Source organism: Delftia sp. K82, assembly GCF_002193035.1.
In the GTDB taxonomy this organism is placed as follows: Bacteria; Pseudomonadota; Gammaproteobacteria; order Burkholderiales; family Burkholderiaceae_C; genus Comamonas; species Comamonas acidovorans.
This window is the reverse complement of the sequence record NZ_MYFL01000004.1, coordinates 273,943-297,308: the sequence shown is the minus strand read 5'-3', so window position 1 is coordinate 297,308 and position 23,366 is coordinate 273,943. Positions and strand designations below refer to the sequence as shown.

Below are 23,366 nucleotides of genomic sequence, written 5' to 3'. Positions count from 1 at the left end.
CTCGCAAAAGGCCGCTCCTTCCCCCTGCCCTGGAGTTCCCATGAACACCTCTCCCGTATTGACCTCCGTCCAGGACGGCATAGGCACGATCACGCTGAACCGGCCCGAGGCCCGCAACGCGCTCAACCAGGCCATGCGCCCGGCCCTGGCCGCCGCCGTGGCGCAGATGCGCGATGACGCCCAGGTGCACACCGTCATCCTCACGGGCGCGGGCGGCGCCTTCTGCTCGGGCGGCGACATCAGCCAGATGATGGATGCCAGCCAGGCCGGCCTGCCCTGGCGCCAGCGCATGCGCAGCCTGCACCAGTGGTTCCCCGAGCTGGTCAACCTCGAAAAGCCCGTGATCGCCGCCGTGGACGGCCCGGCCTTCGGCGCGGGCCTGAGCCTGGCGCTGGCCGCCGACTTCGTGCTGTGCACTCGGCGCGCGAAGTTCTGCGCCGTGTTCGGCCGCATCGGCCTGGTGCCCGACCTGGGCGCCATGCACATGCTGCCGCGCATCGTGGGCCTGCAAAAGGCCAAGGAGCTGGTCTTCACCGCGCGCACCGTGCAGGCCGAGGAAGCCAGGTCGCTGGGCATGGTCTACGAGATCGTGGAGGACGGCGAGGCCCTGCAGGCCGCCGCCTTGGCACTGGCGCGGCGCTTCGGCGAGGCATCCACAGCCGCCATCGGCATGGCCAAGACGGCCATGAACCAGGCCTTCGAGCTGGACGCACGCGCCATGGCCGAGCTGGAAGCCTATGCCCAGACGATGTGCCGCGGCTCGGACTACCACCAGGAGGCGGTGCAGCGCTTCAAGGACAAGCAGCCCACGCGCTTCGACTGGGACCGCGCGCCATGAGCGTGCTGTCGCCGGACGCCCTGCAAGAAAGGCTGCAGGCCCTGATCCGCCCCGGCGACACCCTGTGGTGGGGCCAGGCCACGGCCGAGCCGCTGACGCTCACGCGCGCCGTGGTCGCGCAGCGCCATGCACTGGCCCGGCACGGTGGCCGGGGCCGGCTGCGCGTCTTCGTGGGCATGGGCGCATCGGACACGCTGCAACCGGCGCATGCCGACGCCATCGACTTCTTCGGCTACGCGGCCGGCGGCCCCCACCGCGCGCTGGCCCAGGCCGGCGTGCTCGACATCCTGCCCAGCCACTACTCCCACCTGCCCGGCCTGATCGACGAGGGCCTGCTGCCTGCCGACGTGGTGCTGCTCCAGGTCTCGCCACCCGATGCACAAGGCCGCTACAGCCTGGGCCTGGTCCATGAATACCTGCCGGCCGCCATACGCAAGGCGCGCGTGCTGATCGGCGAGGTCAACCCCGCCATTCCGTGGACGCACGGCAGCCTGCACCTGCAGGCCGGCGACTTCGCCCTGCTGGTCGATGCCGAACACCCTCCGCTGGACCAGGCGCGCAGCGCGCCCGGCCCTGCCGAACAAGCCATTGCCGGCCATGTGGCCGCCCTCATCGAAGACGGTGCCACGCTGCAGGTGGGCGTGGGCAACCTGCCCGAGGCCGTGCTCGCCGCCCTGCACGGCCACCGCGACCTGGGCCTGCACAGCGGCGCCGTGGGCGACGGCATTGCAGCCCTGGCCGAAGCCGGCGTGCTGACCCACGCGCGCAAGAGCCAGGACCGCGGCGTGGGCATTGGCGGCATCCTCATGGGCGGCGAATCGCTCAGGCGCTGGGCCCACCGCAACCCCGCCCTGCAGCTGCGCGAGACGCGCTACACGCACGACCCCGAGGTGCTGGCCGCCAGCCACCGGCTGGCCGCCATCAATTCGGCGGTGGAGGTGGACCTCACGGGCCAGATCAATTCCGAAGTGGCGGGCGGCGTCTACGTGGGCGCCGTGGGTGGCGCCGTGGACTTTCTGCGCGGCGCGGCACGCAGCCGCGGCGGCCTGCCCATCATCGCCCTGCCCGCCACGGCGAGGGGCGCCACGCGCATCGTTGCACGGCTGTCCGGCCCCGTCAGCACGCCGCGCAGCGATGCCGGCCTCATCGTCACCGAACACGGCGTGGCCGACCTGCGCGGCCAGACGCTGTCGCGCCGCGTGAAACGGCTGATCGACATCGCGGCACCGGAGCACCGCGCCGACCTGGAACAACAGGCACATACCCTGCTGCGCCAATGCGGCGCAGCCTTTTCCCGATCCACTGTTCCACTGATCCACTGATTCCCAAGGAGACAACACCATGCGCAGAGCCGCCATCGTCACCCCCCTTCGCACGCCCGTGGGCACCTTCGGCGGCAGCCTGCGGCCGGTATCGGTCGAGGAGCTGGCCGCCACCACGGTGCGCGCCGTGGTCGAGAAAAGCGGCATCGACCCCGCACGCATCGACGACGTGGTCTTCGCCCAGTCCTACGCCAGCAGCGAGACGCCCTGCGTGGGCCGCTGGGCCGCGCTGCAGGCCGGCCTGCCGGTGACGGTGCCGGGCATGCAGCTGGACCGGCGCTGCGGCGGCGGCCTGCAGGCCGTGGCCACGGCGGCCATGATGGTGCAAAGCGGCGCCGCCGACGTGGTGATCGCGGGCGGCGTGGAGAGCATGAGCAACATCGAGTACTACAGCACCGACATGCGCTGGGGCGCGCGCTCGGGCAATGTGCGCTTCTACGACCGACTGGACCGCGGCCGCGAGCGCTCCCAGCCCGTGGAGCGCTTCGGAAAGATCTCGGGAATGATCGAGACCGCCGAGAACCTGGCGCGCGACTACGGCATCAGCCGCGAGGCGGCCGACGCCTACGCCGTGCGCAGCCACCAGCGCGCCGCCGCCGCCTGGGAGGCGGGCCGCTTCGCCGACGAGATCGTCCCCGTCAAGGTGACCCAGCGCAAGGGCGACCCCGTGCTGTTCACGCGCGACGAAGGCTTTCGCGCCGACGCCACCATCGACAGCATGGGCAAGCTGCGCGTGCTTATGCCCAATGGAACGGTCACGGCCGGCAATGCCAGCCAGCAGAACGACGCCAGCGCCGCCTGCCTGATCGTGGCCGAGGACAGGCTGGCCGAACTGGGCCTCACCCCCATGGCCACCCTGGTGGGCTGGGCCGCCGCAGGCTGCGAGCCCTCGCACATGGGCATAGGCCCCGTGCCCGCCGTCAAGAAACTGCTGGCACGCCTGAACCTCACGCTGGACCAGATGGACCTGGTGGAACTCAACGAAGCCTTTGCCTGCCAGGTGCTGTCCGTGCTCAAGGGCTGGGAGTGGAACGACCAGGGCGCCATAGACCACAAGCTCAACGTCAACGGCTCCGGCATCTCCCTGGGCCACCCCATAGGCGCCACCGGCGTGCGCATCCTGGCCACCCTGCTGCACGAACTGGAGCGCCGCAAGGGCCGCTATGGGCTGGAGACCATGTGCATAGGCGGTGGCCAGGGGATTGCGGCGGTGTTCGAGCGGGTGTGAGCTTCCCGCCTCAATCCGCCCGCGCCCCCGAAGCCTTCACGATCTCTTCCCACTTGCGGGCTTCGGCCTGGATGTAGCGCGCGAACTCGGCGGGCGTGGAGCCCACGGGCTCGGCGCCCAGGCGGCGGTATTGCGCGGCGATCTGGGGTTCGGCAAGCACGCGGCGGGACTCGGTCCACAGTTTCTGCACCACGTCCTGGGGCGTGTTCTTCGGCGCCCAGAGGCCATACCAGGTGCTGGTGCGAAAGCCGGGCATGCCGGCCTCTTCCATGGTGGGCACATCGGGCAGGGAGGGCGAGCGACTGGCCGAGGTGACGGCCAGCGCACGCAGCCGGCCCGAGGCAATGAAGGGCATGGCCGAGGGCATGGAGTCGAACATGAGCTGGATCTGCCCGCCCATCAGGTCGGTCAGGGCCGGCGAGCTGCCCTTGTAGGGCACATGCTGCATCTGCGCGCCGGTCTTCAAGCGGAACAGCTCGCCCGACAGGTGCTGTGACGACGCATTGCCGGCCGAGCCGAAGTTCACCTGTCCCGGATGGGCCTTGGCCCAGGCGATCAGTTCCTGCACATTGCGCACCGGAAGCTGGCTGCCCACGACCAGCACCAGGGGCACATCGACCAGCTGCGTGACCGGCTCGAAATCGCGGAAGGCGTCATAGGGCGCGCTGGCATAGACGTAGGGGTTGATGACGTGGATGGAGGCGTTGACCAGCAGCGTGTAGCCGTCGGCCGGCGCCTTGGCCACCAGCGCCGCGCCGACCATGCCGCTGGCGCCGGCCTTGTTGTCCACCACCAGGGGCTGGCCCAGCGCCTCGCCCAGCCGCGTGGTGACCACGCGCCCGACCACGTCGGTAGGCCCGCCCGGTGGATAGGGCACGACGACGCGGATGGGCGCCTTGGGATAGCCCTGGGCCCCGGCGGATGGCTGCGCGCCTGCCGTTCTCCATGCGGCCAGCGCCGCAGCGGCGCCCAGCAGGGTGCGGCGGGAAAGCGCGGGGCCTGTGCGTTGCGTTGTCATACCTTGTCTCCTTGAATGGCGAGTGCGAGCTTGCCGGTCACGTTGCGGCCGTGCAGCGCATCCAGCGCAGCCGGCAGTTCATGCATGGCGAAGACCTGGCTGACCTGGGGATGGATGCATCCCCGGGCCGCCCAGTCGAGCAGCGTGGCGATGACGGGCTGCAGCTGCGCCGCGAAGGCCTGGCGCTCATCGGCCGGTGTCCAGCCGATGTAGCGGCCGTAGAAGAGGCCGTGCAGCGTGAGGTTCTTGACCAGGGCCAGGTTCATGGGCACGGCGGGAATGGCGCCGCTGGCAAAGCCCACGCTCAGCAGCTGCGCGTTCTGCGCGGCCGCGCGCAGTGCCTGCAGCAAGAGATCGCCCCCCACGGGGTCGAAGACCAGGGAGGCGCCCCGGCCCTGCGTGGCCTGCTTGACCTGGGCGGCCAGGTCCTGCGGGGTGACTGCCTGGTGCGCGCCGCGGCGCAGCGCATCGGCGCGCTTGGCCTCGGTGCTGGCGCAGGCGATGACCTGCACGTCGGGCGTCTGCCGGGCCACTTCCACCGCCGCGGCGCCCACGCCCGAACCGGCGCCCAGCACCAGCACCACATCGCCTTCCTGCAGGCGCGCGCGCCAGTGCAGGGCCGTGTAGGCCGTGCCGTAGGACAGGGGAATGGGCAGGGCCTGCAGCCAGGGCATGCCCGGGGGCAGGCGGTAGACGGTGGATGCATGCACCACCGTTTCCTGCGCAAAGGCACCCCAGTCGGCAATGAAGGCCACGGCATCGCCGGGCTGCAGGTGCTGCACCGCGCTGCCGCATTCCAGCACGCGCCCCACGCCTTCGGTGCCGGGCACGAAGGGCAGCGGCGGGCGCCGCTGGTAGCGGCCCTCGATCAGCAGGCCCGTGGCGTGGCTGACGTTGGCGTAGGCCACGGCAATCCTGGCCTGGTGCGGTCCCAGGGGTTGGCCGGGCCGGTCCATGGACTGCAGGCTGACCACCTCGTGCGGCGCGCCGAATTGATGGCAGACCAGGGCCTGCATGCGGGAGTGCGGGGATGCGGATGCCGGGGCGCTCATGCCATTTCCTCCGCCGCGCACTGGCGCACAACCTCACTGTCTATCAGTTGATCGATCTCCTGCGGCGTGCAGCCGGCCTCGGCCAGGATCTGGCGCGTGTGCTCGCCCGTGCGCGGCGCGGCGCCAAGGGATGCACCGGAAGCTGCTGCGTCTGCCGGCCAGGGTGATGCCGCATACAGCAGCGGCCCGAAGCCGGGCTGCGCCAGCGTGGCGAACGATGCGCGGTGCACGGCCTGGGGGTGCGCCACCACGTCGGCCAGCGTGCGTACGCCCGCATGCAGGGCGCCCTGTGCGGCCAGGCGCTGCTCCCAGTGGGCGCGCGGCTGCTGCGCCAGCAAGGCCTGCAGCCCGGCATGCAGCACAGGGCGGTGGGCCATGCGGCCCGCATTGGTGGCAAAGCGCACGTCCTGCATCCAGTGCGGCAGGTCCAGCGCGCGGCACAGCCGCTCGAACTGGTCGTTGTTCAGGGCCAGCACGGTGATGAAGCCATCGGCCGTGGCGAACACGCCGTTGGGGGCGCTCACGCCTTCGGCGGGCAGGCCGCCGCGCAGCGTGTCTTCGGCCAGCACCGTGGATTGCAGGGCGCAGCAGACCTCGAACAGGTTCAGCTCCACATGGCGCCCGCTCCCGCTGCGCGCCTTGCCCAGCAGGGCCGCCGTGCAGGCCTGTGCAGCATAGACACCGGCCGCGATGTCGGCCAGCAGCAGGCCCACGCGCTGCGGCTGGCCCTGCGCGTCGCGGTTGCTGGTCATCAGTCCCGTGTCGGCCTGCATGACGGAATCGGTGGCGGGCCGGTCGGCATACGGCCCCGTGGGTCCGTAGCCGCTGATGGAGACGTACACCGGGTCCAGGCCGGCCGCGCGCAGGCTGTCGTAGTCCACGCCCATGCGCTGCACGACCTGGGGGCGGAAGTTCTGCACCACGATGTCGGCCTCGCGCGCCAACCGCAGCAGCAGCGCGCGCCCCTGGGCCTGGCGCGCATCGACGGCAATGCTGCGCTTGCCCGCGTTGTAGGTGGCCGACAGGCTGCTGTGCCCATCGCGCGAGATGCCCACGTGGCGCGCCCAGTCGCCTTCGGGCGGATCGACCTTGATCACCTCGGCGCCCTGGCGCGACAGCAGGTGGGTGCAGTAGGGGCCGGCCACGCCCTGGCTCAGATCGAGCACACGGTAGTGCGCCAGGGGCGCCGGCGGCGCGGTTTGCAAAGCTTCTTGGTTCACGGTCAGCGGCCTTTCGCCATGGTTTCCTCCATGCTAGGGAGGCAGGGCAGGCGCCACAATCCTCGCCAGCAGGCCAGGCCTGGTGACTCCCGATCAACAATGGCCGGCCCCGGCCCTGCAAAGAATGCCGAGATGGACCTGAACCTGTGCCGCGTCTTCATCGACATCGCCGAGGCCAAGAGCCTCACGCGGGCGGCCGAGCGCGGCGGCATGACGCGCTCCAACGTCTCGCGCCGGCTGCGTGCGCTGGAGACCGAGATGGGCACGCAGCTGCTGCGCCGCACCACGCGCAATGTGGAGCTCACCCAGGCCGGCCAGCTGCTGTACCGGCGCTGCCTGGCCATGATGGAGGAGCTGCAGCGCGCCCGCGATGCCATCCACCAGTTGCGCTCCACCGTGAGCGGCGAGGTGGGCGTGCGCGTGCCCACCGGCTTCGGGCATTTCTATCTCAAGCCGCTGATCCTGGGCTTTTGCCGCGAGCATCCCGACATCCGCCTGCGCCTGCTGATCAACGACCAGATGGCCGACCTCGTGGCCTCCAAGGTCGATCTGGCGGTGCAGATCACCTCCGCGCCGCTGGACGATCTGGTGGCCACGCGGCTGTGCGATGTGCGCTGGAACTTCGTGGCCACGCCCGCCTGCCTGCAGGCGCTGGAGCAGTCGCTGGGCCGGCCCCTGCGCGCGCCTGCCGACCTGCTGCAGGCCCGCCTCATCCTGCCGCTGGCCATGGGCGGCAGGCTGGCCTGGCTGGCCGGCAGCGGCGACGATGGCGTCGCCGCTGCCCTCGATGTGCTGCCCTCGCTGCAATCGGGCGACTACCGCCTGCTGTACGACGCCGTGCTGGACGGCCTGGGCCTGGCCCTGCTCCCGGACTACGTGACCTCGGCCGCGCTGGCCGGTGGCACCCTGGTGGCCGTGCTGGACCAGGTGGTGTTCTCCGGCCTGGGCAATGCCATGTACCTGATGCGCATGCCCGACCGCCAGCCCACCATGGCGGCCCGCGCCTTCCAGCAGTTCCTGCGCGAGGCCATCGTCACCGCCGCACCTAGCTGGCAGACGGGCGCCGAGGAGGCGGGCGCGGACCTGTCTTCCTAGGACGTCCTAACAGCCGGCAAACCCCGGCTTAGGCAAAAGCAGATTCCCAAGAAGCGCCTGCGTGCGCACCATTGCCTGCATGTCCGGCGCAGACCGGGCGCGCCGCCGTGCAGGCCACGGCAGCGCTTCATTCATTTTTTGCAGGAGACATGCACATGCCCGCCCAACACCGCCGCAAGGCCCTGGCCACCCTGGCCCATGCCCCGCTTCTGGCGTCCCTGGTGACCGCCCTAGCCACCCTGACCGCCCTCCCCGCCGCCGCGCAGGACGCGCAGCCCGTGCGTCTCATCGTGGGCTACTCGGCCGGTGGCCCCGTGGACCAGGGCGCCCGCCTGCTCAGCGTGGCGCTGACCAAGGAGCTGGGCGCCTCGGTGGTGGTGGAGAACAAGCCCGGCGCCAACGCCACCATGGCCGGCAGCGAGGTCGTGCGCGCCAGGCCCGATGGCCTCACGCTGTGGTTCGCGGCCAGCCCCACCATCACCATCAGCCCCAACGTGATGAGCAAGATGTCCTTCGACCCGGCCCGTGACCTCACGCCCGTGGCGCCCGTGCTCAGCTACTACAACGTGCTGGTGGTCAACAACAATGAGCCCTACAAGACCACGGCCGAGCTCGTGGCCTATGCCAAGGCCCATCCGCAAAAGCTCAACTACGGCTCGGCCGGCGTGGGCGGCTCCAACCACCTGGGCGCGCTGTTGTTCGCGCGGCGCAGCGGCATCGAGATGAACCACATCCCCTACAAGGGCAACGCACCGGCCATGACCGACGTGATCGGCGGCCAGTTGAGCATGATGCTGGACATCATCAGCACCGCCAGCACCTACATCCAGAGCGGCAAGGTGCGCGCCGTGGCCGTGACTTCCCCACAGCGCAATGCCTCGCTGCCCGATGTGCCCACCTTTGCCGAGTCCGGCATCGAAGGCCTCAAGGGCTTCGACGTGGGCGGCTGGTATGGCGTCTATGGGCCCAAGGGCATGTCGCCTGAACTCGTGGCTCGCCTGAACAAGTCCATCAACGCCGCCCTGGCCCAGCCGGAGCTGCGCAAGCGCCTCAAGGAACTGGGCTACGAAGAGTGGACCGGCGCCCCCCAGAAACTGGCCGAGCGCGGTGCCAAGGAGCGCGCGATGTGGGCCACCGTCACCCAAGGCATTGTGGTGGACTGAGGGATACGCGGAGCATGAGTCAACGAATACACCATCTGCTGGACCGCTGGCTGGCCGAAGCGCCGCAGCGCCCCTTCATCCACCTGCCCGACTGCAGCAGCCTGAGCTTTGCCGACCTGGGCGCGCTGGCGGACACGGCCGAGGCCGAGCTGCGCGCGCTGCAGGTGCGGCCCGGCGACCGCGTGCTGGTCGTGGCCGAGAACTGCCCCGAGCATGCGGCGCTGATCCTGGCCTGCAGCCGCGTGGGCGCCTGGTCCTGCGGCGTGAACGCGCGCATGGCGCCCGGCGAGATCGATGCCTTTGCGGCCAAGGCCGATGCGCGCGTGGTGTATTTCACCTCGGCCGCATCGGACAGCGCCAGCGGCCACGCGCGGCGCTTTGGCGCAGGCGACTCGGCCCTGGCCGGCATGCAGCACAGCCCGGTGCGCGCGCAGGCGGTGGCCGAATCCGGTGCGCTGCAGGACGAGGTGGCGGCGCTGATCTTCACCTCGGGCACCACGGGCACGCCCAAGGGCGTGATGGTGGGGCATGACGCGCTGACGCTGTTCGCTCGCGTCTCGGCCGCATCGCGCGGCCTGGGTCCGCAGGACCGCAGCTATGCCTTCGTGCCCATGACCCACATCTTCGGTCTGGGCACGGTGCTGCTGGCCTCGCTGCATGCGGGCGCGCAGATGGTGATGCGCCCGCAGTTCGACCCCGCCGATCTTCTGGATGCGCTGGCCCGCCACGGCATCTCCCAGCTTCAGGGGCCGCCTGCGCTGTACGCGCGCCTGCTGGCCTATCTGCAGGAGCAGGGCATTGCCCACCCGCAGGCGCCAGCGCTGCGCTATGTCTATACCGGCGCCGGCCCGCTGGACCTGACGCTGAAAAAGCGCGTGGAGGCCGCCTTCGGCCAGGCGCTGCACCATGGCTACGGCCTGTCGGAATACGCAGGGTCGGTCCACCTCACGCGACAGGGCGAGCAGCGGCCCGACACCAGCGCGGGCTACGTGGTGGAAGGCGCGGAAGTGCGCGCCGTGGACCCGGCCACGGGCCGCAGCCTGCCGGTGGGCGAGCGCGGCGAGCTGTGGATACGCGGGCGCGGCCTGATGCATGGCTACTTCCGCGATGACCAGGCCACGGCCGCCGTGATGCGCGAGGGCGGCTGGTACGCCAGCGGCGACCTGGGCGAGCTGCATGCCGACGGCGCACTCTTCGTGGTGGGACGGCTCAAGGAAATGATCATCCGCTCGGGCTTCAACGTCTATCCGGCCGAGGTGGAACTGGCGCTCAACGAGCTGCCCGGCGTGCAGCGCAGCGCCGTGGTCGGGCGGCCCGAGGGCGATGGCAACGAGGAGGTCATCGCCTTTGTCGAGCTGCAGCCCGGCGCCACGCTGGACAGCGCCGCAGCGCGCTCCCACCTGCGCGAACGGCTGGCGCCCTACAAGCTGCCCGCCCGCATCGTGCCCCTGGCCGAGCTGCCCACCAGCCCCAACGGCAAGGTGCTCAAGCGCCTGCTGCAGGAACAGGCGCTGCGCGTTTCCTGAGCCCGGGCCGCCCAGCAGTTGCGCCGGCACCGCTGCCGGTGCAACCTTTGTCTTGCCTGCCCCTTCCCTGCCCCATGTCCGGATGTGCGCACGCGCCACTGCCTTCCGGAGCCGGCCTCTGCAGCATGGACGCAACACCCCTACATTGCGCATCCGCAGGCCTTGCACCCCATCCTTCATGATGTAAAACTATGGCACTCAATGTTTCAATAGTTTTAACAAATTCATTATTTTTTGCCTGCCTTGGCCTTGGCTGCAGTTACCGGATCCATCGTGAGATGCATCCCGGCGTGTCGGCCCGGATCTGCACAGGGCATGCATCCTCACCCCCCGCAACCACATGAATCAAGCCCATGAAAAGAATCCTCAGCCTGTTTCTCGGAGGTATTTTCCTGGTCGCTGCCAGCCTGGTTAATGCGGCCTGGCCAGACCGGCAGATCACGCTGGTTGTACCTTTCCCGGCAGGCGGTGGCACTGATGTCGTGGGGCGCATCATCGCCAAGGAGCTTGCACAACGCCTGCGCGTCAACGTGGTGGTGGAAAACCGCCCTGGCGCCTCGGGCAACATCGGCGCGCGCCAGGTCTCCAAGGCCAGTCCCGATGGATATACGCTGCTGATCTGCACCACGGCCCAGACCATCTCGGGCGCGCTGTACACGCAGGCCGGGTATGACGTGGCCAACGACCTGGAAGCCATCTCCACCATCAACGACAGTCCTCTGGTGCTCATCACACGCCCGGGCCTGCAGCTGTCGTCGGTGCAGGACCTGATCGAGCTGGCGCGGCGCAGCCCCGGCAAGCTGACCTATGCCACGCCGGGCTATGGCAGCGCGGGCCACATGGCGGCCGAGGCCCTGAGCCTGGCCGCCGACATACGCATGCTGCACATCCCCTACCAGGGCGCCGCGCCCATGATGGCCGACCTGGTCAGCGGCCAGGTCGATATCGCCTTCGACCTGTTGATCACGGCCAAGCAGTATGTGAACCAGGGCAAGGTCAATCGCGTGGGCGTGGCCACGCGCGAGCGCTCGCCCCTCATGCCCGACTGGCAGACGCTCAGCGAGCAAAGCCCGGCCCGGCTCGGCAATTTCAACGAGACCTCATGGAATGTGCTCATGGCACCCAAGGGCACGCCGGCCGCGATAGTGAACGCCATCAATGCACAGATGAAAAATATCCTGACCGACGAAAAGGTGCAGAAGAAATTCATGGAGCTTGGCAGCATTCCCCTTTGGAAATCCGTGGACAACACCAAGGCATTCGTATCCGACGACGCCAGAAAATGGAGAAAGGTGGTCAGTGATGCCGGCATCGCGAAAATCTGAAATACCCCCTTCGCCGCAGAAACTGGCAGGGCCCGATGTCAATGCGCTGCACGAATTGCTCAATGCGCTGAAAAAGCACGGCATCGACATCCCCTTCGAGCGGCTGGGACCCATCCTGGCGGAGCACCAGTTGCTGATGGAGCACCGCGGCCTCGTCAACGAACTGGCGCATGAGGCGGGTCCCTCGCACATCCACACCACCATTTCCCGTCAGAGCAACCATGCGCGGCAGTCCTGAACTTTCCATACGGCAGATGGCCAGCGCGCTGCGCGCCGGCAAGACCACCTCGGAGATGCTGACCCGGGCGGCGCTGGGGCGCATCCGCGCCATGGACATCGACATCCATGCCTTCACCAATCTCGATGCCAGCGGTGCCATGGAGGCTGCGCGCAGCGCAGACATGGCACGCGCCGAAAGCGCCGACCTGCCGCTGCTCCATGGCATTCCCGTGGCCATCAAGGACGTCTACGACGTGGCCGGCCTGCCGACCACCTGCCAGTCCTGGCTGAGCCTGGACTATGTGCCCGAGGAGGATTCCACGCCGGTGCGGCGCCTGCGCGATGCCGGTGCCATCATCCTGGGCAAGCTGGCCACGCACGAGTTCGCCATCGGCGCGCCCAGCCCCGACCTGCCATTTCCCGCAGCCCGCAATCCCTGGGACCTGGCCCATATCCCGGGCGGATCGTCGTCGGGCTCGGGCGCCGCCATTGCGGCGGGTTTCACGCGGCTGGCCCTGGGCACCTGCACGGGCGGCTCCATCCTCATACCGGCCGCCTGGTGCGGCGCCGTGGGGCTGAAACCCACCTACGGCCGCGTCTCCAAGCACGGCGTGTTTCCGCTGGCCTGGACGCTGGACCACTGCGGCCCGCTGTCGCGCAGCGTGGAGGACGCAGCCATTGCGCTGCAGGTGCTGGCCGGGCACGACCCGCTGGACCCGGCCAGCTCCACCGAACCCGTGGACGACTACTGCACGGGGCTTGAGCAGGGCGTGAAGGGCCTGACCATCGGCGTGCCGCAGGACCACTTCCAGTCGTCGCCCCAGGCGTCGCCCACGTTCCTTTCGGCCTTCGATCGCACGGCCGCCCTGCTGGCCGAGGCCGGCGCCCGTCCCATCCACGTGAGCCTGCCCCACAGCCAGCAGTTCCTGGCGGCCGGCCGCGTCATCCTCAGTGCCGAGATGTTCACCATCCATGCGCAGGACCTGCGCTCGCGCCCGCTGGACTATGGCGAGCTCACGGCGGCGCGGCTGCTGCTGGGCGCCACCGTGTCCTCGGAGGACTACCTGAACGCCCTGCGCGTGCGCCGCATGCTGGCGGCCCGCGTGGACGCGGCCCTGGACCGCTGCGACGTGCTGCTGACCGCCATCACCCTGGATACGGCGCCGCGCTTCGATCCCATGCCGCATTTCCGCCACTGGCCGGTGCAGACCCATGCCTTCAACGTGACCGGGCACCCGGCCATCAGCGTGCCGGTCGGCCTGTCGCCGCAAGGCCTGCCGCTGGCCGTGCAGGTGGTGGGACGCTACTTCGACGAGGCCCGCATCCTGCAGGTGGCCCGTGCCATCGAGCGGCTGACCGGCTGGGAAAACCAGCTGCTGCCCGACGGCACCTGACCGCCGTGCTTGGCTTGGACACAGCCGCAGCAGCAGCCCCGGTCCTCGCTGATCAGCCTGACCTCCTATCAGGCCTCCATGCGGATGATCTGGCGTATGGCCTCGCCACGCGCCAGGCGGTCGAAGCCCTCGTTGATCTGGTCCAGCGTCAGGTGGCCGGTGACCAGGCGGTCCACCGGCAGCCTGCCGGCCGCATGCAGGGCGAGATAGCGGTCGATGTCGCGGCGCGGCACGCAGCTGCCCATGTAGCAGCCCTTGAGCGTGCGCTCCTCGGCCACCAGGTGCCAGACCGGCAGGCTGATGGCCTGGGCGCTGGAGGGCAGGCCCGCCGTCACGGTCTGGCCGCCGCGCCGCGTGATGCGGTAGGCCATCTCCAGTGCCTTGGCCGACCCCACCATCTCGAAGGCATGGTCCACACCGCCGCCCGTCAGTTCGCGCACCTGTTTGACGACATCCTCGTCGCCGGCATTGACGGTATCGGTGGCGCCGAAATCGCGCGCCATGGCCAGCTTGTCGGCATTGAGGTCCACGGCCACCACGCGGGCCGCGCCCGCCGCCGCCGCGCCCATCACCGAGGACAGGCCCACGCCGCCCAGCCCCACCACGGCGACGCTCTGGCCGGGGCTCACCCTGGCGGTATTGGCCACCGCGCCCACGCCGGTCATCACGGCGCAGCCGAACAGCGCGGCCAGCTCCAGCGGCACCGACTTGTCGATGCGGTGCACGCCGCGGCGCGAGAGCACGGCGTGCTCGGCAAAGGCCGAGACGCCGACGAAGTGCGAGATGGACTGGCCATTGCGCGACAGCCGCCTGGCACCCGACAGCAGGGTGCCCGCCACGCCGGCCTGGCCTGCGGGCTCGCACAGCACGGGCCGGCCCTCGGCGCAGGGCTGGCAGTTGCCGCAGCCGGGCACGAAGAGCATGACCACGTGGTCGCCCACCTCCAGGTCGGTCACGCCCTCGCCCAGCGCCTGGATCACGCCTGCGGCCTCATGGCCGAGCACGATGGGCGTGTCGCGCGGACGGTCGCCGTTGATGATGGACAGGTCGGAGTGGCACACGCCTGCGGCGGCCACCTTGACCAGCACCTCGCCGGGGCCGGGCGGCGCCAGGTCCACCTCCCAGATCTCCAGCGGGCGGCTGTCGGCATAGGGCGCGGCTGCGCCCGTTCTCGTGAGTACGGCGGCGCGTGTCTTCATGATGTCTTCACCAGCTTGCAGCTGCTCTTGGACAGCGGGCGGAAGGCCTCGTCACCGGGAATGGTGGAAAGCACCTTGTAGTAGTCCCAGGGGTATCTGGATTCCTCGGGCTTCTTGATCTGCACCAGGTACATGTCGTGCACCATGCGGCCGTCCTCGCGCACCTTGCCGTTCTGGGCGAAGAAGTCCTCGATGGGCATCTGCTTGAGCTGGCGCGCCACCGCGTTGCCGTCGTCTCCCCTGGTGGCCTGCACGGCCTTGAGGTAGTTGGTGACGGCCGAGTAGGCGCCCGCATGGATCATGGAGGGCATCTTCTTCATCTTCTCGAAGAAGCGCCGCGACCAGGCGCGCGTGGCTTCGGTGCGGTCCCAGTAAAAGCCCGTGGTCAGCACCATGCCCTGGCCGTAGCGCAGGCCCAGCGCATGCACGTCGTTGATGAACAGCAGGCTGGGCACCAGGGTCTGCCTGGGCGCGATGCCGAACTCGTGCGCGGCCTTGATGGCGTTGACCGTGTCGCTGGTGGCATTGGCCAGGTTGATCACCGAGGCCTTGGACGCCTGGGCCTGCAGCAGGAAGGACGAGAAATCACTGGCGTTGAGCGGATGGAAGGTGGTGCCCACCAGCTTGCCGCCGCCGTCTTTCAGGAAGTCGGTCACGTTGGCCGTCATGGCCTTGCCGAAGGCATAGTCCACGCCCAGGATGAACCAGTCCTTCTTGCCCTGCGCCAGGATGCCGCGCACCGCGCCATTGGCCAGCGCATAGCTGTCGTAGGTGTAGTGGATGGCAGTGGGCGCGCAGTGCTCGTTGGTGAGGATGTCCGAGGCGCCGCCGGTGTTGATCACCATCTTGCCGCGCTCACGCGCCAGGTTGTTGACGGCGATGGCGACGGCCGTGTTGTTGATGTCCACGATCAGGTCCACGCCGTCGCGGTCGAACCAGGTGCGCGCATGGGTGGCGCCCACGTCGGCCTTGTTCTGGTGGTCGGCCCAGACCACCTCGATCTTCCTGCCCAGCACCTGGCCGCCGAAGTCGGCCACGGCCATCTTCGCGGCCTCGACGGAGCCGCGCCCCGCCGTGTCCGCGTACAGGCCCGACATGTCGCTGAGCACGCCGATGCGCACCATATCGTCCGATATCTGCTGCGCCTGCGCCGCCGCCGTCCACAGCAGGCCGGCGCCCAGCGCGCAGCCGACAGCGCGCGCCTTGGTCAAGCCGCCTCGCATCAAGCCTTTCCGCATATCCGTCTCCTTGTCTCGGGGTTGTTTTTCTGGATACCGAAGGCAAGCCTAAGCAGGCCATAGCGGCCCGCCTATGCGCGATTGCGAAAGGCGGGGTTGCAGCGCTGCGAAGCCGGGTTTGTCCCGAGTCCGGCCCGCCGTCGCGCTCAGTCCGCCTGGATGCCGGCCACCTTGACCACCTGGGCCCATTTGCGCAGCTCGCTGCTCAGGCGCTCGCGCATCTGCTGCTGGGTGCCGGGGTCGGCCTCGGCGCCCGCCGTCAGCAGGCGCTGGCGCACGGCGGCATCGCGCAGCGCGGTGTTGAAGTCGGCGTTGATGCGCGCCAGCACGGCGGGCGGCGTGCGGGCCGGCGCAAACAGCGCGGCCCAGGAATAGGCCTCGTACTCGGGCAGGCCCGACTCGGCAATGGTGGGCACCTGGGGCAGCATGGCCGAGCGCTGGCGGCTGGCCACGCCCAGCACCTTGATGCGGCCGGACTTGATGTGCTGCAGCGCGCTGGGCGCATCGGCAAACATCAGCTGCACCTGGCCGCCCAGCAGGTCGTTCATGGCCGGCGCGCTGCCCTTGTAGGGAATGTGCTGCAGCTTGATGCCTGCATGCATGTTGAACAGCTCACCCGCCAGGTGCGTGCCGCCGCCATTGCCCGAGGAGCCGAAGCTCAGGCCGTTGCCGGACTTGGCCAGCGCGATCAGCTCGCGCACATTGCTGGCGGGCACCGAGGGATGGGCCACCAGGAAGACCGGGAACATGGCAGCAAAGCTCACGGGCGCGAAGTCGCGCTCTATGTCGTAGGTCATCTTTGGCTGCAGCGCCGGGTTCACCGCATGGTGGATGGAGCCCACGAACAGCGTGTAGCCGTCGGCAGGCTCCTTGGCCGCAAGGGCCGCACCCACCATGCCGCCGGCGCCCGCGCGGTTGTCCACCAGGTTGGGCTGCTGCCAGATCTCGCCCAGCTTCTGGGTGAAGGCGCGCGCCGTGGTGTCCACGGGACCGCCGGGCGGAAAGGGCACGATGAAGCGCACGGGCCGCGTGGGCCAGGCATCGGCCGCATGGGCCACACGGGCTGCGGGAAACAGGCTGCTGGCAGCCAGCGCGCCGCCGGCGGACAGCAGGCGGCGGCGCTGCGACGAAAAGGAAGACGGGCAAGAGGATGGGAAGGAAGACGGGGGCATGGCGAAACTCCGGGCAACGGGCGGCGGCTTGCCGCGCGGCCCATTCTGGGCAAGCCGACCTGCGCCGTGTTTCGCGAATGTGGAAGGCGCGCTTCCAGGGCTCCCAAGCGGTGGAAACCCTGGGAAGCGGTCCACTCCGCTGCAGCCTAGTGGCTGATCATCCAGGGCCGCCGCGAGGGCGCGGACTTTGTGCCGTTGGGCGCCGTCACCGTGGCGCTGCGCCGCCCCGATCCGCAGCAGCCGCAGCCTGCCGGGTGCTTGAAGCGCGCATAGCCATGGTCATGGTCGCGCGAGCTGGCGGGCTCGTGGCGCGCGCGCTCGTTGGTGTCCATGGCGCGGCGCGTGCCGTCGGCCATCAGCGCCAGCCGGGGCGCGGCGGCCAGCACGCGCGCAGCAGCCGTGCCGCAGCCGGGGCAGGCCGCGGGCTCGTCGCGCAGGCGCAGCGGCCGCAGGGCCTCGAAGCCGCCGCATTGCACGCAGTCATAGTCGTAGGTGGGCATGGGCGGACTCCTTGGCGTCAGCGCAGGTCGGGGGACAGGGGCATGTCGATGCTGCCGTCGAACTGGACGACCGGCCCCGCCGCGTTGGGGTTGATGTCGAAGTCGAAGATGCCCGTGGGCAGCCACAGCGTGGCGCAGGAGTTGGGCACGTCCACCACGCCGCTGATATGGCCCTGCACGGGCGCCGTGCCCAGGATGGAATACGCCTGGGCGCCGCTGTAGCCGAATTTCTTCAGGTATTCGATGGCGTTCAGGCAGGCCTGGCGGTAGGCCACGTTGACATCCAGGTAATGCTGCCTGCCGCTCTCGTCCACCGAGATGCCCTCGAAGATCAGGTAGTCGTCATAGCGTGGCGTGATGGGGCTGGGCTTGAAGATGGGGTTCTTGATGCCGTACTTGGCCATGCCGCCCTTGATGAGGCTGACCTTCATGTGCACCCAGCCGGCCATCTCGATGGCGCCGCAGAAGGTGATCTCGCCATCGCCCTGGCTGAAGTGCAGGTCGCCCACGCTCAGGCCGGCGCCATCGACATAGACCGGAAAGAACACCTTGGCGCCGCGCGAGAGGTCCTTGATGTCGCAGTTGCCGCCATGCTCGCGCGGCGGCACGGTGCGCGCACCTTCGGCGGCGGCCTTGTCACGGGCCTCGCCGCGCATCTGGCCCATGTGGGCCGTGCCGGCCGACGGCGGGTTGGCCAGTCCGGGCACGCGTTCGGGGTCGGTGGCGATCAGGGCGCGCTCGCGCTCGTTCCACATCTCCAGCATGGGCCGGTCAGGCAGGCAGCCGATGAGGCCGGGATGGATGAGGCCGGGGAAGTTCACGCCTGGTATGTGGCGCGAGCTGGTGAACATGCCCTTGAAGTCCCAGATCGATTTCTGGGCCGAGGGGAAATGGTCGGTCAGGAAGCCGCCGCCATTGTTTTTGGAGAAAAAGCCGTTGAAGCCCCAGAGGCTGTCGGGCTTGGCGCCGATGTCCAGCAGGTCCACCACCAGCAGGTCGCCGGGCTGGGCGCCCTTCACGCCCACGGGGCCGGACAGGTAGTGCACCGTGGTCAGGTCGATGTCGCGCACATCGTCGGCGCTGTCGTTGTTCTTGATGAAGCCGCCGGTCCAGTCGTAGGTCTCCAGGATGAAGTCGTCGCCGGGCTGGACCCAGCAGGCCATGGGAATGTCCGGGTGCCAGCGGTTGTGGACTCTTTCGTTGTCGGTGGGCGGGCGGTTCAGGTCCACCTTGATCAGCGTATCCGTCATGTGCAAAAACCTCCTGGGTGGGTGGGGATCGACAGCGGAGAACGGGCCGGGGTGCGGCGCGCCATTGCCGGCCTTCCTGTGGCGCCACGCTGTGCCAAAGCAGCGGCGCGCCCTCGGTGCACCAGCAGGCGGCGCAGGGCGGGTATGAAGAAAAGGCCGGGAATGCATAAACACCATAGCAGCCGTGCCGGCCGGCCCGCCTAGGCAGCAACCCTGGGTTGACAGCCGGGCGCCGGCACTGGTGAAGCCACCCTTCCAGATTGGCGAATTGAAGCGGCCCCGCGATGCGGGCATGCTGGCGGACAGCCGCTGCGCCCGCGTGCCGGATGCAGCGCCAAGAATACCGAGAACGGAGACACCGCCCATGCACCTGAGCGCACAGACCCACTACCAGGCCGAACTCGATGCCGGCCGCTTCTGCATACAGCAGTGCACGCAATGCACGCGCCATGTCTTCACCCCGCGCGAGCTGTGCCCGCACTGCGGCGCCAGCCCGCTGCGCTGGGTGCGCGCCAGCGGCCAGGGCACGGTCTACTCCACCAGCACCGTCGCGCGCAAGAGCGATGCCGGTGGCGACTACAACGTGGCCCTGATCGACCTGGACGAAGGCGTGCGCATGATGGGCCGCGTCGAAGGCATTTCGCCGGCCGACGTGCGCATAGGCCAGCGCGTGAGCGCCCATGTGGCGAGCAAGGACGGACGCGGCCTGGTGCTGTTCCAGCCCGCGCTCGGACAGGCGGCACAGGGATCGCAGGGAGGTGCAGCATGAACACCCGCATCCCCCAATCCACCCTGGACGCCGCCGCCGTGAACCGCCCGCTGCGCGGGCGCGTGGCCATTGCCGGCGCCGCCACCTATGGCTGTGGCGAGGCGCCCGGCATGGACGACATGACACTGCTGGTGCGCGCCGCCCATGCGGCCGTGGCCGATGCGGGCCTGACCATGCAGGACATCGACGGCCTGGCCACCTGCAGCGTCAACGCCAGCATGTGGACCATGCCCGTGATCGAGCACCTGGGCATCAATCCGACCTATGTGGACGGCACGATGATCGGCGGCAGCAGTTTCATCGCCCACCTGCTGCCCGCCATCCGCGCGCTGGAGGCAGGCCAGTGCAAGGCCGTGCTGGTGTGCTACGGCAGCGCCCAGCGCTCGGCCACCTTCGGCCGCAAGGAAGGCCAGGCGGCGCGGCGTTTCCTGGACCCGCAGCCCTATGAGTTCCCCTACGAGCCCGTGCTGCCCGTGACCGCCTATGCGCTGGCGGCCGCGCGCCATATGCACGAGTTCGGCACCACGCGCGAGCAACTGGCCGAGGTGGCCGTGGCCGCGCGTGCCTGGGCCCAGCTCAACCCCGAAGCCTTCATGCGCGACCCGCTGACCATCGAGGACGTGCTCTCGGCCCGCCCCATCGCCAGCCCCTTGAGCGTGCGTGACTGCTGCCTGGTGACGGACGGCGCGGGCGCCATCGTGCTGGTGCGCGGCGAGCGCGCCCGCGACCTGCCGCGCCCCCCCGTCTACGTGCTGGGCAATGCCACGGCCATCTGGAACCGCCAGATCTCCTGCATGCCCGACCTGACCACCACGGCAGCCGCGCAATCCGGCGCCCAGGCCTTTGCCATGGCGGGGCTCACCGCTGCCGACATGGACATGGCCCAGGTCTACGACGCCTTCACCATCAACACCCTGCTGTTCCTGGAGGACCTGGGCTTTTGCGCCAAGGGCGAGGGCGGCGCCTTCGTGTCCAAGGGCGGCATCGCGCCTGGCGGGCGGCTGGCCGTCAACACCAACGGCGGCGGCCTGTCCTGCGTGCACCCGGGCATGTACGGCATCTTTGCGCTGATCGAGGCCGTGCGCCAGTTGCGCGGCGAGGCCGGCCAGCGCCAGCTGGGACGCCACCGCACGGCCGTGGTGCACGGCAACGGCGGCACGCTGTCCAGCCAATCCACGGCGGTGCTGGGAACCGCCGAAACCCTCTGAACCGCACAGGAAGCACACCGCAATGATCCGCGACCAAGAAACCCTCGAAGCCCTGCTGGACAGCGTGCGCCGCTTTGTGCGCGAGCGCCTGGTGCCCGCCGAGAACGAAGTGGCCGAGACCGACGAGATTCCCGAGTCCATCGTGCAGGAGATGCGCAACCTGGGCCTGTTCGGCATGACCATCCCCGAGCAGTTCGGCGGGCTGGAGCTGACCATGGAGGAAGAGGTGCGCGTGCTCTTCGAGCTGTGCCAGACCGCGCCGGCCTTCCGCTCGGTGATCGGCACGACCGTGGGCATAGGCTCGCAGGGCATCCTCATCGACGGCACGCCCGAGCAGCAGGCGGCCTGGCTGCCCAAGCTGGCCACGGGCGAGATCATGGCCTCGTTCGCGCTGACCGAGCCCGAGGCGGGCTCGGACGCGGCCTCGCTGCGCACCACCGCCATCAGGGATGGGGACCACTACGTGGTCAACGGCAACAAGCGCTTCATCACCAATGCGCCGCATGCGGGCATGTTCACACTGATGGCGCGCACCGACCCGGCCAACAAGGGCGCGGGCGGCGTCTCGGCCTTCATCGTGGATGCGAAGTCGCCGGGCATCAGCTTCGGCAAGAACGACGTGAAGATGGGCCAGAAGGGCGCGCACACCTGCGACGTGTTCTTCGACAACGTGCGCGTGCCGGCGGCCAACCTCATCGGCCTGAAGGAAGGGCAGGGCTTCAAGACCGCCATGAAGGTGCTGGACAAGGGCCGCATCCACATCGCGGCCGTGAGCGTGGGCGTGGCGCAGCGCATCCTGCGCGACGCGCTGAACTATGCGCTGGAGCGCAAGCAGTTCGGCCAGCCCATCTGCGAGTTCCAGCTGGTGCAGGCCATGCTGGCCGACAGCCAGGCCGAGCTGTATGCGGCCGAGTGCATGGTGATCGACGCCGCGCGCCGCCGCGACGAAGGCCGCAACGTCTCCACCGAGGCCTCGTGCTGCAAGATGTTCGCCACCGAGATGGTGGGCCGCGTGGCCGACCGCGCCGTGCAGATCCTGGGCGGCTCGGGCTACCTGGCCGAGTTCGGCATCGAGCGCTTCTACCGCGACGTGCGGCTGTTCCGCCTGTACGAAGGCACGACCCAGATCCAGCAGGTCATCATCGCGCGCAACATGGTGCGCGAGGCGCGCGCCGCATGAGCCGCATGAGCGCACTGGCCCCCGACCGCAATGCCTTCATGCGGCTGATCGGCGCCTCGCAGGTGCCCGCGCCGCCCGGCAAGGTCCATGTGCGCCTGCCCCACATGCGCGAGGAACTGCTCAACCAGCTGCCCGCCGCGCACGGCGGCGTGCTCATGACGCTGCTGGACTCCGTGATGTCGCGCGCCGCGGGCGAGTTGCCCGGTGCGCCATCGCAGACCGCCGTGACGGTGGAGATGAGCAGCCGCTTCCACCGCCCGGGCAAGGGCGCGCTGCTGGCCGAAGGCTGGGTGGTGCATGCCAGCCGCAGCCTGTGCAGCTGCGCGGCGCAGTTGCTCGATGAAGACGGAAAGCTCGTGGCCACGGCCACCGGCACTTTCAAGTACTGGCTGGCACCGACCACGCTGGACCGGGGCACGGCCCAGGCCGACTGAACGGGCGGCGGTCGACGGGCAGCCGTCGGTGGGCCGCTACTCCAGCGTGAGCCGGCCCTGTGCGTCGGCCACCAGCAGCTCCACCAGCTCCTGGGCGAAGGACGGCAGGGCCTCCAGGCTGCGCACGCAGATCTGCATCTCGCGCACCGACCAGGCATCGGACAGCGGCACGATGGCGATGTCCATGGAATGCGCATGGCGGCTGGCGGCCGACTCGGGCAGCACGCCCACGCCCACGCCGGACTCGATCATGCGGCAGGCCGTCTCGAAGTTGCCCACCTGGATGCGCTGCTTGATGGGCCGGTGCAGCTGGTCGCTGGCCTGGCGCAGGAAGGCGTGGATGGCACTGGATTCGTGCAGGCCCACATGGTCCAGGTCCAGCGTGTCGGCAAAGGCCATCTGCATCTCGCCATCGAGCGCATGGCCGCGCGGCACGACCAGCACCAGGCGGTCGCGGCGGTAGGGCAGGGTCTCCAGGTTCTCGGTGCGCACCAGGCCGGCGACGATGCCGATGTCGGTCTGCCCCTCGGTCACGGCACGCACGATGTCGTGCGACAGGCGCTCGCGCAGGTCGATGTTCACGTCGGGATTGCGGCGCAGGTAGTGGCGCAGCACGGGCGGCAGGAACTCGCCCAGCGAGGTGGTGTTGGCAAACACCCGCACATGGCCCTTGATGCCGCGCACGTACTCCTGCATGTCGCCGCGCAGATGCTCGATCTGGCCCAGCACCATGCGCGCATGGGTGACGAAGGCCTGGCCCGGCGGCGTCAGCGTCACGCCCTGGCTGGTGCGGTACAGCAGCTTGGTGCCGATGCTCTCTTCCAGGTTCTTGATGCGGGTGCTGGCCGCCGGCAGGGAGATGAAGGAAAGTTCCGCGCCACGCGTCATGCTGTTGGCGTCGGCGATGTGCACCATAAGGCGCAGATCCACAAGATCGAAATGCATGGCCATCCGGCATTGTAGAAAGCCGCAGGCTCCGGCACTGAGCCGCGCGCGTCAGTACAAACCGCAGTGCC

At 69.3% G+C, this 23,366-nt stretch carries 22 protein-coding genes; 13 read left to right on the top strand and 9 right to left on the bottom strand.

The window, feature by feature from the left end; all coding sequences use genetic code 11:
• Nucleotides 1–40: 40 nt before the first annotated feature.
• From KDK82_RS24710 to KDK82_RS24700, 3 genes are read left to right on the top strand one after another with little or no spacing between them, the layout of a single operon-like run.
• The gene (locus tag KDK82_RS24710; protein WP_016450246.1) at nucleotides 41–838 is read left to right on the top strand and encodes an enoyl-CoA hydratase/isomerase family protein; all 798 of its coding nucleotides are present in this window, start codon (nucleotides 41–43) and stop codon (nucleotides 836–838) included.
• Nucleotides 835–2,160: an acetyl-CoA hydrolase/transferase family protein gene (locus tag KDK82_RS24705; RefSeq protein WP_088166512.1), complete on the top strand. Its 1,326-nt coding sequence runs from the start codon at nucleotides 835–837 to the stop codon at nucleotides 2,158–2,160. Before KDK82_RS24710 ends, KDK82_RS24705 begins: the two co-directional genes overlap by 4 nt.
• 19 nt (nucleotides 2,161–2,179) lie before the next feature.
• Nucleotides 2,180–3,388 carry an acetyl-CoA C-acetyltransferase gene (locus tag KDK82_RS24700; RefSeq protein WP_088166511.1) on the top strand — a complete coding sequence of 403 codons (1,209 nt, stop codon included), beginning with the start codon at nucleotides 2,180–2,182 and terminating at the stop codon, nucleotides 3,386–3,388.
• Between the two features lie 10 nt (nucleotides 3,389–3,398).
• Here the strand turns inward: KDK82_RS24700 and KDK82_RS24695 are convergent, their stop codons facing one another.
• The 3 genes from KDK82_RS24695 to KDK82_RS24685 are packed head-to-tail and all read right to left on the bottom strand — an operon-like array spanning nucleotide 3,399 to nucleotide 6,678.
• Nucleotides 3,399–4,406 carry a tripartite tricarboxylate transporter substrate binding protein gene (locus KDK82_RS24695; RefSeq protein WP_034397674.1) on the bottom strand — a complete coding sequence of 336 codons (1,008 nt, stop codon included), beginning with the start codon at nucleotides 4,404–4,406 and terminating at the stop codon, nucleotides 3,399–3,401.
• Nucleotides 4,403–5,422, bottom strand: coding sequence for an NADPH:quinone oxidoreductase family protein (locus tag KDK82_RS24690; RefSeq protein ID WP_088166510.1), 1,020 nt, complete (start codon nucleotides 5,420–5,422; stop codon nucleotides 4,403–4,405). Before KDK82_RS24690 ends, KDK82_RS24695 begins: the two co-directional genes overlap by 4 nt.
• A gap of 32 nt (nucleotides 5,423–5,454) precedes the next feature.
• Nucleotides 5,455–6,678: a CaiB/BaiF CoA-transferase family protein gene (locus KDK82_RS24685; protein WP_179217975.1), complete on the bottom strand. Its 1,224-nt coding sequence runs from the start codon at nucleotides 6,676–6,678 to the stop codon at nucleotides 5,455–5,457.
• 132 nt (nucleotides 6,679–6,810) lie between these two features.
• On the opposite strand from KDK82_RS24685, the gene KDK82_RS24680 reads away from it, so the two are divergent.
• The 6 genes from KDK82_RS24680 (at nucleotide 6,811) to KDK82_RS24655 (ending at nucleotide 13,400) form a co-directional block, all read left to right on the top strand.
• Nucleotides 6,811–7,773 carry a LysR family transcriptional regulator gene (locus KDK82_RS24680; protein WP_256974547.1) on the top strand — a complete coding sequence of 321 codons (963 nt, stop codon included), beginning with the start codon at nucleotides 6,811–6,813 and terminating at the stop codon, nucleotides 7,771–7,773.
• 155 nt (nucleotides 7,774–7,928) lie between these two features.
• Nucleotides 7,929–8,936, top strand: coding sequence for a tripartite tricarboxylate transporter substrate binding protein (locus KDK82_RS24675; RefSeq protein WP_088166689.1), 1,008 nt, complete (start codon nucleotides 7,929–7,931; stop codon nucleotides 8,934–8,936).
• Between the two features lie 14 nt (nucleotides 8,937–8,950).
• Nucleotides 8,951–10,462 (top strand): class I adenylate-forming enzyme family protein, encoded by a 1,512-nt coding sequence (locus tag KDK82_RS24670; RefSeq protein WP_088166507.1) that lies wholly within the window; start codon nucleotides 8,951–8,953, stop codon nucleotides 10,460–10,462.
• 353 nt (nucleotides 10,463–10,815) lie between these two features.
• Nucleotides 10,816–11,787, top strand: coding sequence for a tripartite tricarboxylate transporter substrate binding protein (locus tag KDK82_RS24665; protein ID WP_088166506.1), 972 nt, complete (start codon nucleotides 10,816–10,818; stop codon nucleotides 11,785–11,787).
• The gene (locus KDK82_RS24660) at nucleotides 11,765–12,025 is read left to right on the top strand and encodes a hypothetical protein (RefSeq protein WP_013800077.1); all 261 of its coding nucleotides are present in this window, start codon (nucleotides 11,765–11,767) and stop codon (nucleotides 12,023–12,025) included. Before KDK82_RS24665 ends, KDK82_RS24660 begins: the two co-directional genes overlap by 23 nt.
• Nucleotides 12,009–13,400 (top strand): amidase, encoded by a 1,392-nt coding sequence (locus KDK82_RS24655; protein WP_013800076.1) that lies wholly within the window; start codon nucleotides 12,009–12,011, stop codon nucleotides 13,398–13,400. Before KDK82_RS24660 ends, KDK82_RS24655 begins: the two co-directional genes overlap by 17 nt.
• A 68-nt stretch (nucleotides 13,401–13,468) precedes the next feature.
• On the opposite strand, the gene KDK82_RS24650 is transcribed toward KDK82_RS24655, so the two are convergent.
• From KDK82_RS24650 to fmdA, 5 genes are all read right to left on the bottom strand, one after another.
• A complete protein-coding gene (locus tag KDK82_RS24650) occupies nucleotides 13,469–14,599 on the bottom strand; it encodes a zinc-dependent alcohol dehydrogenase family protein (RefSeq protein WP_088166505.1) in 1,131 nt (376 codons plus the stop codon).
• The gene (locus KDK82_RS24645; protein ID WP_088166504.1) at nucleotides 14,596–15,837 is read right to left on the bottom strand and encodes an ABC transporter substrate-binding protein; all 1,242 of its coding nucleotides are present in this window, start codon (nucleotides 15,835–15,837) and stop codon (nucleotides 14,596–14,598) included. The genes KDK82_RS24650 and KDK82_RS24645 overlap by 4 nt, the downstream gene beginning before the upstream one ends.
• A gap of 146 nt (nucleotides 15,838–15,983) precedes the next feature.
• Entirely contained in the window at nucleotides 15,984–17,009 is a 1,026-nt protein-coding gene (locus KDK82_RS24640) for a tripartite tricarboxylate transporter substrate binding protein (RefSeq protein WP_088166503.1), read from the bottom strand.
• 146 nt (nucleotides 17,010–17,155) lie between these two features.
• Entirely contained in the window at nucleotides 17,156–17,509 is a 354-nt protein-coding gene (locus tag KDK82_RS24635; RefSeq protein WP_088166502.1) for a zinc ribbon domain-containing protein, read from the bottom strand.
• 17 nt (nucleotides 17,510–17,526) lie between these two features.
• On the bottom strand, nucleotides 17,527–18,759 hold the full coding sequence (fmdA, locus tag KDK82_RS24630; RefSeq protein WP_013800071.1) for a formamidase: 1,233 nt from the start codon (nucleotides 18,757–18,759) through the stop codon (nucleotides 17,527–17,529).
• A 364-nt stretch (nucleotides 18,760–19,123) separates the two neighbouring features.
• Here fmdA and KDK82_RS24625 point away from each other — a divergent pair, with 364 nt between their 5' ends.
• Genes KDK82_RS24625 through KDK82_RS24610 form a run of 4 tightly spaced genes read left to right on the top strand, consistent with a single transcriptional unit; the run spans nucleotide 19,124 to nucleotide 22,350 of the window.
• Nucleotides 19,124–19,528: a Zn-ribbon domain-containing OB-fold protein gene (locus KDK82_RS24625; RefSeq protein ID WP_088166501.1), complete on the top strand. Its 405-nt coding sequence runs from the start codon at nucleotides 19,124–19,126 to the stop codon at nucleotides 19,526–19,528.
• The gene (locus tag KDK82_RS24620) at nucleotides 19,525–20,736 is read left to right on the top strand and encodes a thiolase (protein WP_088166500.1); all 1,212 of its coding nucleotides are present in this window, start codon (nucleotides 19,525–19,527) and stop codon (nucleotides 20,734–20,736) included. Before KDK82_RS24625 ends, KDK82_RS24620 begins: the two co-directional genes overlap by 4 nt.
• A gap of 22 nt (nucleotides 20,737–20,758) precedes the next feature.
• On the top strand, nucleotides 20,759–21,916 hold the full coding sequence (locus tag KDK82_RS24615; protein ID WP_013800068.1) for an acyl-CoA dehydrogenase family protein: 1,158 nt from the start codon (nucleotides 20,759–20,761) through the stop codon (nucleotides 21,914–21,916).
• Nucleotides 21,913–22,350 (top strand): PaaI family thioesterase, encoded by a 438-nt coding sequence (locus KDK82_RS24610; RefSeq protein ID WP_179217974.1) that lies wholly within the window; start codon nucleotides 21,913–21,915, stop codon nucleotides 22,348–22,350. Before KDK82_RS24615 ends, KDK82_RS24610 begins: the two co-directional genes overlap by 4 nt.
• A gap of 36 nt (nucleotides 22,351–22,386) precedes the next feature.
• Here KDK82_RS24610 and KDK82_RS24605 read toward each other — a convergent pair whose 3' ends face one another.
• On the bottom strand, nucleotides 22,387–23,301 hold the full coding sequence (locus KDK82_RS24605; RefSeq protein WP_012202113.1) for a LysR family transcriptional regulator: 915 nt from the start codon (nucleotides 23,299–23,301) through the stop codon (nucleotides 22,387–22,389).
• Between the last annotated feature and the right edge of the window lie 65 nt (nucleotides 23,302–23,366).